This is a genomic window from Pseudooceanicola spongiae, assembly GCF_014899185.1.
In the GTDB taxonomy this organism is placed as follows: Bacteria; Pseudomonadota; Alphaproteobacteria; order Rhodobacterales; family Rhodobacteraceae; genus Pseudooceanicola; species Pseudooceanicola spongiae.
This window is the reverse complement of the sequence record NZ_CP045201.1, coordinates 2,873,045-2,885,754: the sequence shown is the minus strand read 5'-3', so window position 1 is coordinate 2,885,754 and position 12,710 is coordinate 2,873,045. Positions and strand designations below refer to the sequence as shown.

Below are 12,710 nucleotides of genomic sequence, written 5' to 3'. Positions count from 1 at the left end.
GGGGCATGTGCCGGGCGTTGCATATCTATGCAGGAAGGCCGCCCCGGAGGACGGCCTTCTGAACTGTCTGGAGGTGTGGTGCGCGGTCTTAGTTGATCAGACCGGCGTGGCGCATACCGTGGCGGATACGCTCTTTCGTGCTGTCTTCCAACGCGGTCAGGGGCAGGCGCACCTCAGCCGAGCAGAGGCCGAGCTCGGACATGGCGAATTTCGCGCCGCACAGGCCCGGCTCGATGAAGATCGCTTCGTGCAGGGGCATCAGGCGGTCCTGATATTCCAGCGCCAGCTTGTAGTCGCCAGCCAGCGTCGCGGCCTGCATCTGGGCGCAGAGCGCGGGGGCGACGTTGGCGGTGACCGAGATGCAGCCAGTGCCGCCCATGGCGTTGAAGCCGACGGCGGTGGCGTCCTCGCCCGAGAGCTGGATGAAGTCAGGACCACAGGCCATGCGGGTCAGGGGCACACGCTCCAGCTTGGCGGTGGCATCCTTGACGCCGACGATGCGCGGCAGCTTGGCCAGCGCGCCCATGGTGGCGGGGGTCATGTCGACGACGGAGCGGCCCGGGATGTTGTAGATGATGATCGGCAGATCGCAGGAGTCGTGCATCGCGGTGTAATGCGCGATCAACCCGCGCTGCGTCGGCTTGTTGTAGTAGGGGGTGACGACAAGCGCGGCATCGGCGCCGACCTCGGCCGCGTGGGTGATCAGGCGGATGCCCTCGGCCGTGTTGTTGGCCCCGGCACCGGCGATGACGGGCACGCGACCTGCGACGTATTTCACGACTTCCTCGACGACGATCTCGTGTTCGCGCAAACTGAGCGTGGGGGATTCGCCGGTGGTGCCGACGGGAACGATCCCGGTCGAGCCCTGCTCGATATGCCAGTCGACGAGCGTCTTCAGCGTGGCAAGATCCAGCTCGCCGTCCTTGAACGGCGTGACCAGGGCGGGAATTGACCCTTTGAACATGACACGCTCCTTATCGTACGAAGGGCGGCGGACATCCGCGTGCGCCCCGAGGGGGAAACCGCGCTGCCGGTAAAGTGTGTTGAGGGCAGGCTGCGGGAGGTTATCCTTGCAGCGTCTAACCAGAAGATTGGGGTAAAACAAGTGACACTACCGCGTTATTCGGCGCATTTCGCCCTTTCCATAGCGCTCTGCGCGGCCCTTGCCCTGGGGCTGGTTGCGCTGACGCGGCAGGGCGAAAAGAGGCAGCCGTCTGACGCGACGGGTGCACCTGAGGAGGGCACGGGCGAGAGACCTTCGGTTGTCGGGGATCTGGGCACTGTCGTGGTCGATCCGGAGGGCGCGCTGCGCCGGATGCCGCCCCGTCCGCTGACGTGGGCGATGCAGGCGGGGCAAGCGGGCAACTGGGCGCTGGCGGCGGAAATTGCGCCGCGCGACGGCCCCGCTGCGGTGGTGCTGATCGAGTGGATGCGGCTGCGTGATGGCCTCGGCACGCCGCAGGAAGTGCAGGCGTTTCTGTCCGCCCATCCCGATTGGCCGGGGCTGGCGCTGTTGCGACTGCGCAACGAGGCGTCGATGGCGAATGCCTCACCCGATGAGATCATCGCCTTTTACGACGGAGAGATGCCGCAGACCGGGACGGGGGTGATCTCGCTCGCCGCAGCTTTACGGGCACGGGGGGCGGCAACGCAGGCGGATGGGATCATCGTTCAGGCCTGGCAGACCATGCCGCTGACGGAACGCGACGAAACCACGCTCTATGACGAACAGGGCGATCTGCTGAGGATCTTCAACCGCGACCGGATGGAGATGCTGTTCTGGGAAGGCGAGCAGGAGGATCTGGACCGGATGCGCCCGCGCGTCAGTGACCGCGACTGGGCGCTGACGCAGGCGCGACGGCTGGCGCGGGTCGGCGCGCCCGGCACGGCGGAGGCGATTGCCGCGATGCCGGTGGCCGATCGCAAGGACGGCGCGCTGGTCTATGGCCGCTTCAAGGCGCTGGTGGCGGTGGGCAAGACCGAACAGGCGCGCCTGCTGATGCGTGTGCAAAGTCGCATTCCCGAGGGCCTCGGCAACCCCGAGGCCTGGGCGGGCGAGCGACGCAATTATGTCCGTGAGGAGCTGCGCCGGGGCGATCTCAAGCTGGCCTATGACCTTGCCGCGCACCACCAGCTGAGCGAGGGCAGCGCCTTCGCCGATCTGGAGTGGCTGGCGGGGTTCATTGCGCTGCGCAAGCTGGATCAGCCGCGCGTGGCGCTGAACCATTTCCTGAAGCTGGCCGATGGGGTGGAGACCCCGATCTCGCTCGGTCGTGCCTATTACTGGATGGGCCGCGCCTATGAGGCGCTGGGCGAGGCCGATCACGCCACCGCCGCCTATACCGAGGGCGGCCGCTATCAGAGCAGCTATTACGGCCTGCTGGCGGCAGAGCGCGGCGGCGTGCCGTTCGATGCGAGCCTTGGCGGGCAGGGCGATCCGGTGGACTGGCGGGTGCCCGAGGTCACGGATTCGCTGCTGCGCCAGGCGAGCGCGCTGCTGATGGCGTCGGGGCAACCGGCGCAGGCGGACATGTTCCTGATGCAGATGGCGGATGTCGAAAGCCCGGAGGTGCTGAACCGGGTCGGCGCGATGCTGGAGGCCAAGGGCGACGCGCATATGCAGGTCATGCTGGGCAAGCGCGCCGCCAGCCGGGGCATCGTGCTGCCGCGCCATTATTATCCTCTGCACCCCATGGCGCAGTTGCCGCTGCCGGTGCCGCCGGAACTGGCGCTGTCGATTGCCCGGCGCGAGAGCGAGTTTGCCGCCGGCGTCAGCTCGGGCGTGGGGGCGGGCGGTCTGATGCAGCTGATGCCCGCGACGGCGAAGGAAGTGGCGCAAAAGCTCGGCATCGACGACCACGATCAGGAAAAGCTGCTGGGCGACTGGCAGCACAATGCGACGCTCGGCTCGGCTTACCTGGCACAGCTGGCGCAGCGGTTTTCGGGCAATGTGGTGTTGATGTCGATCGGCTATAACGCGGGGCCCGGGCGCGCCGGGCAGTGGATCGACCAGTTCGGCGATCCGCGCGACCCCACTGTCGATATCGTCGATTGGGTCGAGGGAATTCCCTATAGCGAAACCCGCAACTACGTGCAGCGGGTCGCCGAAAGCCTGCCGATCTATCGCGCGCGGCTGGGGCGTGATCCGCTGCCGGTGCCCTTCAGCGCCGAGCTGAAAGGCTCAACGCTTTTGCCGCTCGCGCCAGAGAGTGAATAGGCCCGCCGCGATGATCAGACCCGCACCGATGGCGACATTGGTGCGGATGCTCTCGCCGAATGCAAAGATCCCGACCAGCGAGCCGAAGCCGAGCTGGAAATAGGCGAAGGGCTGCACCGCGCTGGCCTCGGCCAGTTCATAGACGCGGATCAGGATGTAGTGCCCGATGGCGCCGGTGACACAGAGGGTGCTCATCAGCGCCCAGTCAGGGCCGCTCATCGGTTCCCAGAACCAGACGCCGAGGGCGGTCATGACGACGGCCCCGGTCCAGCCGGTCCAGAAGAACGACGTGGCGGCGGTATCCTTGCGCGAGACATAGCGGTTCAGCAGGCCGTAGATGGCGAACATGAAGGCCGAGATCAGCGGCAGGATGGCGGCGGGCGCAAAGACGCCAAAGCCCGGCTCAAGGATGATCATGACGCCGACAAAGCCGACGCCGATGGCGCTCCAGCGTCGCCAGCCGACGCTTTCGCCAAGGATCGGGCCAGAGAGGGCGGCGATGATCAGCGGATAGGCGATGAAGACGGCCTGACTCTCGATCAGCCCGAGGTAGGTGAAGCCCAGCACCATGACGCAGATCTCCAGCGCCAGCAGCACGCCGCGCGTGGCCTGCAGGATCGGCTGGGAGGTCTTGGCGGCGGCGCGGATGCCCCCGGCCTTGCGCGTCGCGACGGTGATGACGAAGGCGGCAAAGAACCAGTAGCGGATCATCACCACCATCAGGACGTTGTATTCGCCCGCGAGGTGACGCGACAGCCCGTCCTGAATGGCAAAGATGAAGGTCGTCAGGATCATCAGCCAGATCCCGAGCCTGGTGTTCTGCTCGGTCATGGCCTTTGCGCCTGCGTCATGTGCCGCTTGCGCCCGAAGCCCGGGGCGCGGGTCACGGTGAACCCCGCACTCGCCAGCTTGGCGCGCACGTGCCCTGCGGCGGTATAGGTCGCGGCGGTGCCCTGCGGCGCGGTATGGTCAAAGACGGCCTGCATCAACGCCTCCTCCCACATCTCGGGGTTCTTGGCGGGGGAAAAGCCGTCGAGGAACCAGGCGTTGGCCTGTGCGTCCCAGGCGGCAAGGGTCTGGCGCGCATCGCCCTGTTGCATCTGGAACGCCAGCCCCGGCAGCGAAAAGGCGGTCTTGCCAAGGTGCGGCGCCATCTCCTCGGCCAGCGTGGCGATCTCGGGGAAGGCAGCCTGAGCGCGGGCCATGTCGGCGGGGGCCATGGGATAGGCCTCGAAAGTGGTGAAATGCAGTGTGCCGGTCTGGTTTGTGTCGCGCCAGAGCTTCAGCGCGGCCAGCAGGTTCAGCCCGGTGCCAAAGCCGAGTTCCGCAATGTGAAAGCCATCGCGGAACCTCTCGGGCAGGCCATTGCCCGCCAGAAAGACATGCGCGGTTTCCGACAGCCCGTTGCCGAGGCTGAAATAGGGGTCGTCAAAGCGGGTGGCGACGGGGACATCGCCGTCTTTCCACTCAAGGTCAGGTGGCTGGCCCTGCATGGGGGGATCCTTTAGGTACGGGGTCTGGAAGGTGGTCGCGCGGACGCGGCGACCATGCAGCGGAGGGCGCGGAATGGCAAGAATGGACGTGACAGTGCGGGGCGCGGGGATCTTCGGCCTCAGCTGCGCCTGGGCGTGCCTGCAAAGGGGCGCGCGCGTGCGCGTGGTCGACCCGTTCGGCGTTGGGGCAGGAGCCTCAGGCGGGATCGTCGGCGCGCTTGCGCCGCATGTGCCGGAGAACTGGAACGACAAGAAGGCCTTCCAGCTGGAGAGCCTGCTGATGGCCGAGGCCTTCTGGGCCGACGTCGATGCCACCTCTGGGATGTCCTCCGGCTATGGCCGCACCGGCCGGCTGCAACCCCTCCTCGACGACCGCGCGGTTGAACTGGCCCGTGGGCGCGAGACGACGGCGGCCGAGCTTTGGCAGGGGCGGGCTGAATGGCGCGTCATCGAGGCGACCGGCGCCGCGTGGGAGCCGATCTCCCCCACGGGCCTGCTGATCCGCGACACGCTGACAGGCCGTATGCACCCACAACAGGCTTGCGCCTCGCTCGCCGCCGCGATCCGCGCGAAGGGGGGAGAGATCACCGGCGACGCCCCCGACGAAGGCGCCGTGATCTGGGCGACAGGTGCTGCCGGGCTGGAGGAGATGAGCCGCATCGCAGGCCATATGGTCGGCGTCCCCGTCAAAGGCCAGGCTGCGCTGCTGGCCTTTGATTTCCGCGCCTCGCCTCAGGTCTTTGCGGGCGGCGTGCATATTGTCCCGCATGCCGACGGGACCACGGCCATCGGCTCCACCAGCGAACGTGACTTCGAAGGCCTCGAGACGGACGCGCAGCTCGACGAGGTGATCGCCGCGGCGCGCGCGGCGATGCCAGCCTTGGGCGACGCAAAAATCATCGCCCGCTGGGCAGGCCTGCGCCCCCGCACCAAAAGCCGCGCGCCAATGCTGGGCATATGGCCGGGGCGCGCAGGCCATTTCATCGCCAACGGCGGCTTCAAGATCGGCTTCGGCATGGCTCCGAAAATCGCCGAGGTCATGGCCGAGCTGGTGCTTGAGGATCACGATACCATCCCCGACGGATTTCGCGCCGAAACCTTGTTATGAGGCGTCCCGCCTCCCTGTCATCTTGCGATAAATACTTCGGGGGAGGCAGGCATAGCCTGACGGGGGCAGCGCCCCCATGCCCCCGACAGCAAGGGGCTCTGCCCCCTTGAGGCCTGGCGGCCTCAATTCCCCCGAAGTATTTCCGGCAAGATGAGAGAGCGGTCCTTGATCAGCTGGCGCGCAGGCGGAAGACGCCGGTGGCGCGGGCGGAGAGGGTGGCGAGGTCATCGGTGATCGTCGCTTCGGCGAAGAAGGTCTTGGCGCCGCCCCCGGTGCGCCGGCCTTCCGCGATCAGGGTCTTGCCCTTCATCTGGCCGATGAAGTTGACGCTGAGGTTCAGGGTCATGGCGAGGTTGCGGTTCTGCGGATCGCCCGTATAGGCGCCGGCGTAGCCCATGGCGGTGTCGCACATCAGGGAGTGCACGCCGCCATGCAGGATGCCGTAGCGGTTCATCAGGAAGTGCTCCATCGGCAGTTCGAAGCGGGCGTAGCCCTCGCGCCAGTCGGTGATGTAGAAGCCGATGTGCTTTTGCAGCGGGTAGGGGCTTTCGATCAGGTCTGGGTCGATCTTTTGGGCGGGGTCGATCTTTGAGTTCGTCATGGGGCCTCTTTCAGACGGTGCGTGCGGCATCGAGGCCGGCTTTGGCGAAGCGGGGGACGAGCTCGCCCATTTTCAGGGCACGTTCCGGGTTCGAGGCGTTGCCGTCGAGCGCGCGTTTGTAAACGCCCTGGATGATGCCCGCCATGCGGAACAGGGTGAAGGCCTGATAGAAGCCGAAGCCTTCGATGCCGGGAATATCGGCGTGGCGGCAGTAGGTCTCGATGAACTCGGCGTCGCTCATCAGGCCTTGCGCGTCGCGGTCCAGACCGGCGAGGCCGCGCCCGTCGGGGCCTGCAGGCATGTTCCATTGCATGATGACGGCGGCGACATCGGCGAAGGGGTGGCCGATGGTCGAGAGCTCCCAATCCAGCACGGCGGCGATGCGGGGGCGCTCTTTTTCGAACAGCATGTTGTCGATGCGGTAGTCGCCATGCGCCAGCGTACGGCGGCCGTCATCGGCGGGGATGTTGGTGTCGAGCCAGGGGATCAGCTCCTCCATCGCGTCGATGCGGTCGGTCTCGGACGCGCGGTATTGCTTGATCCAGCGGTCGATCTGGCGACGGTAGTAGTTGCCGGTGGGGCCGTAGTCCGAAAGGCCCGTCGCGTCGAGGTCGGCGCCATGGATGGCGGCGAGGACGCGGGCCATTTCGAGGTGGATGGGGCGACGGTCCTCGATTGCCAGTTCGGGCAGGTCGGGCAGGTTGAAGTGGCGGCCCGGCACCTCGTCCATGATGTAGAAGGGCGAGCCGATGACGCTGTCATCCTCGCAGAGCACATGCATCTTCGCGACCGGCACGTCGGTGCCGGCGAGCGCCTTTTGCACGCGAAATTCACGCTCGACCGCGTGGGCGGACTTCAGCAGCACGCCCGGCGGTTTGCGGCGCAGCACGTAGCGGTGCGTCGGTGTGGTCAGCCGGTAGGTCGGGTTGGACTGGCCGACATCGAACTTTTCGGCCCGGACCGGACCCTGGAAGCCGGGCAAATGCTCGCTCAGCCAGCGTTCGACGGCGGGCAGGTCCAGCTGGTTGGCATCTTGGGTCATGGCGGCCTCTAGCTGTAGGTCAGCAGGCGGTCTGCGTTGGCCGCCGTGATGAAGGGGGTGTCGTTGAAGCCGTGCAGGGCGCAGCGGCGCGGCGAGAAGACAAAGCGGGTGACAGCGCAGTTCTTGGTTTGCAGTTGCAGCGCCGTCTGGGTCTGGGGCGGCGCGCCGAGGACGGCGGCGGTCATCTGGCCAATCGCCCCGCCCGAGGAGACGGCGAAGACCGTCGCGTCGTCGCGCATCAGGTGGGCGCGGGCGGCCTCGACCCTTGCCACGAAATCCGGCCAGGGTTCGGGGGCGTCGGCGATCTCGCCCCGCTGCCAGAGGTCGACGGTGTCGCGCAGGGTGCGAAAGTGGCTCTTGCGGTCGTCGTGCAGGCCTTCTGGCGCGTCGCCGCCCGCAAAACGGGCGTCGAGCAGGGCCTTGAAGTCGAACTCCGACAGGCCGGGGTGGATTTCGGGCTCGGCGCTTTGCCCCATGCCGCGCAGGATGCCCTCCAGCGTTTCGCGCTGCCGGCGCAGCCCGCCGTGGACGGTGCGATCGGGCCGCACGCCTTGCGCCGCGAACCAGGCCCCGAGGGCTTGGGACTGTTCGTGCCCGATGTCGGAGAGCACGTCATAGTCCGCAGCGCCAAAAGAGGCCTGGCCGTGACGGATAAGGTAGAGAATGCCCAACCTCAGAGCACCTCGAACAGGCCAGCCGCGCCCATGCCGCCGCCGACGCACATGGTGCAGACGACGTATTTCGCGCCGCGCCGCTTGCCCTCGATCAGGGCGTGGCCGACCATGCGGGCGCCGGACATGCCATAGGGGTGGCCGACCGAGATGGCGCCGCCGTTGACGTTGAGGATCTCGTCCGGGATGCCGAGGACGCGGGCCGATTGCAGGACCTGGCAGGCGAAGGCCTCGTTCAGTTCCCAGAGGCCGATGTCGTCGACCTTCAGGCCGTGTGCCTCCAGCAGTTTCGGAACCGCATAGATCGGGCCGATGCCCATTTCGTCCGGGTTCAGACCCGCAGCCATGACGCCGATGTAGCGGCCCAGCGGCGCGAGGCCGCGTTTTTCGGCCTCTTTGCCCTCCATGATGACACAGGCCGAGGCCCCATCAGAGAGCTGGCTGGCGTTGCCTGCGGTGATGAACTTGCCCTGGGCGACCTGCTGGCCGTCCTTGAACACGGGCGCGAGGCTTTGCAGGCTTTCCAGCGTGGTGGAGGGGCGGTTGCCTTCGTCCTTGCTCAGCGTGACTTCCTTGAAGGAGATCTCTTTGGTTTCCTTGTCCATCACGCCCATGGTGGTGGTCAGGGGCACGATCTCGTCATCGAACTTGCCGGCCTCTTGTGCGGCGGCGGTGCGTTGCTGGCTGCGCAGGGCGTAGGCGTCCTGATCGTCACGGCTGACGTTGTACCGCTCGGCCACGATCTCGGCCGTTTCGAGCATCGACATGTAGAGCGAGGGCATGTGTTCGTTGATCCAAGGATCGCGGGCGCGGTCGGTGCGCATGTTCTGGTTCTGCACGAGCGAGATCGATTCGACGCCGCCGCCAATGGCGATCTGCATGCCGTCGTGGATCACCTGTTTCGCCGCCGTGGCGATGGCCATCATGCCCGAGGCGCACTGGCGGTCCATCGACATGCCCGCGATGGTGTTGGGAAGCCCGGCGCGGATCACCGCCTGCCGCCCGATATTGCCGCCGGTCGAGCCCTGTTGCAGGGCGGCGCCGATCAGGCAGTCCTGAATTTCAGAGCCGTCGAGACCGGCGCGGCTGACGGCGTGTTTCACGGCATGGCCGATCAGTTCCTGCGCCTGAGTGTTGTTGAAAGCGCCGCGAAAGGCCTTGCCGATGGGGGTGCGGGCGGTGGAGACGATGACTGCGTCACGCATGGGGGTATTCCTTGGTAATGTTCGGGAAAATCGGGATTCAGGCAGGTCGATGCCGCGCTTTTTGGCGGCCATCTGGGCGTATTTGCGGGTCTGGGCGAAGGCGCCGGGCATGATCTGCTGGCCGTCTGTCGCGCGGATCTGCTCCATCGCGGCGAAGATCGTGTCGGGGTCGAGGTTAGCGTCCGCGAAGGCGACGCCTTCGGTTTCATAGACGCGGGTCTCGGCAAAGCAGCCGCCACCTGCACCGAGGATCATGCGGCTCGGCGCGTCCTCATGCAGCAGGGCCAGCAGGCCGGGGGTGATGGTTTCCGGGCGCAGCAGCGCCAGCACCTGTTCGGGCAGCAGGCCTTCGGTCATCCGGGTCGCGGCGGTGGGGGCCAGCAGGTTGGCGCGGATGTTGAACTTGGCGCCTTCCTGAGACAGCACGTTCATCAGCCCGAGCAGCGAGGCCTTGGCCGCGCCATAGTTCGACTGGCCGAAGTTGCCGTAGAGCCCGGAGGCGGAGGTGGTGTAGACGATGCGCCCGTATTGGTTTTCGCGGAAATGATCCCAGAGCGCCTTGGTCGGCACGACCGAGCCCATGAGGTGCACATCGACGACCTTGGCGAAGTCCGACAGCTCCATCTTGGCGAAGGTCTTGTCGCGCAGGATACCGGCGTTGCAGACGAGGATGTCGACCTTTCCCCATGTGGCGATGGCGGTGTCGACCATGTCCTGCACCTGCCCGGCGTCGGTCACGTTGGCGCCATGGGCGATGGCCTCGCCACCTGCGGCGCGGATCTCCTCAACCACCGCGTCGGCCTGAGCGGAGGAGGTGCCGGTGCCGTCGGTGGCGACACCGAGGTCGTTGACCACGACCTTTGCCCCACGCGCGGCAAGGCCGAGGGCATGGCTGCGGCCAAGGCCAACGCCTGCGCCGGTGACAATGGCCACGCGGCCGTCAAATCTGATCGTCATGCAGTCTCTCCAAAATAGCGCCGTCCCAGCCATTCGGCGACAAGGGCCGGTTTTTCCTGTCCCTCGATTTCGACCGTGACGGTCATCGTGGTCTGGATTTCGGTCGGGCGGATGTCGTCGATCTGGGTCAGGGTGAAATGCCCCCGGATGCGCGCGCCGGAACGCACCGGGCTGATGAAGCGCACCTTGTTCAGGCCATAGTTCACGCCCATCACGACGCCCTCGATGCTGGGCATTTCATAGACCATCGCCGAGAGCATCGAGAGGGTCAGGAAGCCATGCGCAATGGTGCCGCCAAAGGGGCTGTCCGCCGCACGCGCGGGATCAATGTGGATATACTGGTGATCCTCGGTGCAACCGGCGAACTGGTCGATGCGGTCCTGCGTGATCTCGTACCAGCGGCTGGTGCCGATGGGCTGACCGAGCTTGGCCTGATATTCTTCGCGGGTCAGGGTGGTCATGCGTCGTCCTCCAGAAAAGCTGCCTGCGCGGTGGCGACCTGCATGCCGCCCGAGAGCGGGATGATTGCGCCGGTGATATAGCTGCCGCCGCGCCCGCAGAGGAATTGCAGGGTGCCGGCGATGTCCTCTTCGCGCCCGACCCGGCCCAGCGGGACCGAGGCGGCGGTCTTGCGACGCCCTTCCTCATGACCGATCGCAAAGGCCATCATCTTGGACATGAACGGCCCCGGTGCGATGGCGTTGACGGTGATGCGGTCGGCGGCCAGTTCATTGGCCAGCACGCGGGTCATGTGGTGCACGGCGCTTTTCGATACGGCGTAGGAATAGGCACCTTGGCCTTTCGGGATTTCGCCCATGACCGAGCCTACGTTGACGATGCGCGCCGGATCGTCATCGGTGGCCGCAGCACGCAGCAGGTCGAGCAGGGTTTGTGTCACGTGGAACATTCCCGTGACGTTGAGGCCGAGGACCTTACCCCATGCCTCGTAAGGGAAATTCCCCATCGGCGCGCCCCAGGTGCGGCCTGCGTTGTTCATCAGGATGTGCAGCTTGTCGGTGCGGGCACGCAGGGCCTCGGAGAGGGCTTTGATGCCGTCCTCTGTGCCGACATCGGCGCCGAATCCTTCGGCGGTGCCGGGCAGGCCGAGGGCGTTGAGCTCGTCGGCCACGGCCTCACAGGCTTCGCCCTTGCGCGAGGCGATCAGGACGCGGGCGCCAGCGGCGACGAGGCCCTCGGCGGCCATGCGCCCGATGCCGGTGGCCCCGCCGGTGACAAGGGCGACCTTGCCCGAGAGGTCGTTGAGGGTCTGTGGTGTCATCTGCATATCAAAAGCCCCTTGCGGCTGCGACGCGGGCGGCGTGATAGCCGTAATCGCCCAGCCATTCCGCGCCGACGCGGGCGCGTTTCATGAAAAATCCCATGTCGAAATCATCGGTCATGCCGATGCCGCCATGCATCTGTACGCCTTCGCTGACCGCCAGTTTCGCGGTCGCCGTGGCACGGGCCTTGGCGACGGAGACGGCAAGCGCGGCCTCGCTCGGGGTCTCGTCCAGCACGCGGCCTGCGTTGGCGATGGCGCTGGCGGTGATCTCGATCTCGCTCCACAGGTGGGCGGCGCGATGTTGCAGGGCCTGAAAGCTGCCGATGGTGCGGCCGAACTGCTTGCGCTCTTTCAGGTAGGCGGCGGTCATGCCGAACGCGCCTGCCGAAAGGCCGAGCATCTCGCCCGCCAGAGCTGCTTGCCCTGCGTTGAGGGCGGGGCGCAGGATGGTCATGGCATCGTCGACCTCGCCCACCACATCCGCGCCGGTGGCGGCGACATCGTGCAGGTCAAGATGCGCGTGGTCGCGGCTGTCGATGGTGGCGCGGGCGGTGCGGGTCAGGCCGTCGCGCTCGGCCCCGAGGTCGAACAGGGTCAGGCCCTGCGCATCACCCGGATTGCCAGAGGTGCGGGCGAGGACCAGCAGGCGGGTCGCGCTGGCGCCATCGGCAACAAAGCGTTTCTGGCCGGTCAGGCGAAAGCCGTTGCCGCTGGCCTCGGCGCGCAGGGCGGTGGCTTCGGGGGCGTGCTTGGTGCCCTCATCGACCGCCAGAGCATAGGTGACATCGCCGCCCGCAATGTCGGACAGGCGCGCGTGCGCGGCGGCGCGCAGGGCGGTGGCGGCAATCACGGCGGTGGAGAGATAGGGCGAGGCGGCGAGGACTTCGCCCATTTCCTCGGCCAGGATGCCGGCGGCGCGGTGACCCATATCGGAGCCGCCTGCCTCCTCAGGCACCAGCACACCGGCCCAGCCCATCTGCGCCATGTCGCGCCAGAGGCCGGGGTCATAGGGGCGACCCGCGGCGCGGTTGGCGCGCAGGGCAGAGACGGGGCTGGCGTCGGCCAGAAAGCCCCGGGCCGCGTCGCGCAGCATCACTTCGTCCGGCGTGGGGATCAGACTTTGCGTCATGGGAA

Annotated in this window: 12 protein-coding genes and 1 pseudogene; 2 read left to right on the top strand and 11 right to left on the bottom strand. The window is 66.8% G+C overall.

Annotation, left to right across the window (positions count from 1 at the left end; genetic code table 11):
- Positions 1–88: 88 nt before the first annotated feature.
- Positions 89–964: a 4-hydroxy-tetrahydrodipicolinate synthase gene (gene dapA, locus F3W81_RS13610; protein ID WP_193079679.1), complete on the bottom strand. Its 876-nt coding sequence runs from the start codon at positions 962–964 to the stop codon at positions 89–91.
- 141 nt (positions 965–1,105) lie between these two features.
- Here dapA and F3W81_RS13605 point away from each other — a divergent pair, with 141 nt between their 5' ends.
- A complete protein-coding gene (locus F3W81_RS13605) occupies positions 1,106–3,217 on the top strand; it encodes a lytic transglycosylase domain-containing protein (protein WP_193079678.1) in 2,112 nt (703 codons plus the stop codon).
- Here F3W81_RS13605 and F3W81_RS13600 read toward each other — a convergent pair.
- The gene (locus F3W81_RS13600) at positions 3,182–4,048 is read right to left on the bottom strand and encodes a DMT family transporter (protein WP_193079677.1); all 867 of its coding nucleotides are present in this window, start codon (positions 4,046–4,048) and stop codon (positions 3,182–3,184) included. The genes F3W81_RS13605 and F3W81_RS13600 overlap by 36 nt on opposite strands.
- Positions 4,045–4,710, bottom strand: a complete 666-nt coding sequence (mnmD, locus tag F3W81_RS13595; protein WP_193079676.1) for a tRNA (5-methylaminomethyl-2-thiouridine)(34)-methyltransferase MnmD — start codon at positions 4,708–4,710, stop codon at positions 4,045–4,047. The genes F3W81_RS13600 and mnmD overlap by 4 nt, the downstream gene beginning before the upstream one ends.
- Positions 4,711–4,783: 73 nt before the next feature.
- Here mnmD and F3W81_RS13590 point away from each other — a divergent pair, with 73 nt between their 5' ends.
- Complete coding sequence (locus F3W81_RS13590; protein ID WP_193079675.1) at positions 4,784–5,818, top strand: NAD(P)/FAD-dependent oxidoreductase; 1,035 nt, start codon at positions 4,784–4,786, stop codon at positions 5,816–5,818.
- A 169-nt stretch (positions 5,819–5,987) separates the two neighbouring features.
- Here F3W81_RS13590 and F3W81_RS13585 read toward each other — a convergent pair whose 3' ends face one another.
- The 8 genes and pseudogenes from F3W81_RS13585 to F3W81_RS13550 form a co-directional block, all read right to left on the bottom strand.
- Positions 5,988–6,419 carry a PaaI family thioesterase gene (locus tag F3W81_RS13585; protein ID WP_193079674.1) on the bottom strand — a complete coding sequence of 144 codons (432 nt, stop codon included), beginning with the start codon at positions 6,417–6,419 and terminating at the stop codon, positions 5,988–5,990.
- Positions 6,420–6,429: 10 nt separating this feature from the next.
- Entirely contained in the window at positions 6,430–7,461 is a 1,032-nt protein-coding gene (locus F3W81_RS13580) for a phosphotransferase (RefSeq protein ID WP_193079673.1), read from the bottom strand.
- An 8-nt stretch (positions 7,462–7,469) separates the two neighbouring features.
- Entirely contained in the window at positions 7,470–8,132 is a 663-nt protein-coding gene (locus F3W81_RS13575) for a histidine phosphatase family protein (protein WP_193079672.1), read from the bottom strand.
- A gap of 2 nt (positions 8,133–8,134) precedes the next feature.
- The gene (locus F3W81_RS13570) at positions 8,135–9,337 is read right to left on the bottom strand and encodes an acetyl-CoA C-acyltransferase (RefSeq protein WP_193083875.1); all 1,203 of its coding nucleotides are present in this window, start codon (positions 9,335–9,337) and stop codon (positions 8,135–8,137) included.
- 39 nt (positions 9,338–9,376) lie between these two features.
- Positions 9,377–10,294 (bottom strand): annotated as a pseudogene (locus F3W81_RS13565) (SDR family NAD(P)-dependent oxidoreductase); the annotation flags it as partial.
- Positions 10,291–10,755: a MaoC family dehydratase gene (locus tag F3W81_RS13560; RefSeq protein ID WP_193079671.1), complete on the bottom strand. Its 465-nt coding sequence runs from the start codon at positions 10,753–10,755 to the stop codon at positions 10,291–10,293. The pseudogene F3W81_RS13565 and the gene F3W81_RS13560, both read right to left, overlap by 4 nt.
- The gene (locus tag F3W81_RS13555; protein ID WP_193083873.1) at positions 10,752–11,573 is read right to left on the bottom strand and encodes an SDR family NAD(P)-dependent oxidoreductase; all 822 of its coding nucleotides are present in this window, start codon (positions 11,571–11,573) and stop codon (positions 10,752–10,754) included. The genes F3W81_RS13560 and F3W81_RS13555 overlap by 4 nt, the downstream gene beginning before the upstream one ends.
- Positions 11,574–11,580: 7 nt before the next feature.
- On the bottom strand, positions 11,581–12,705 hold the full coding sequence (locus F3W81_RS13550) for an acyl-CoA dehydrogenase family protein (RefSeq protein WP_226941681.1): 1,125 nt from the start codon (positions 12,703–12,705) through the stop codon (positions 11,581–11,583).
- Positions 12,706–12,710 lie beyond the last annotated feature (5 nt).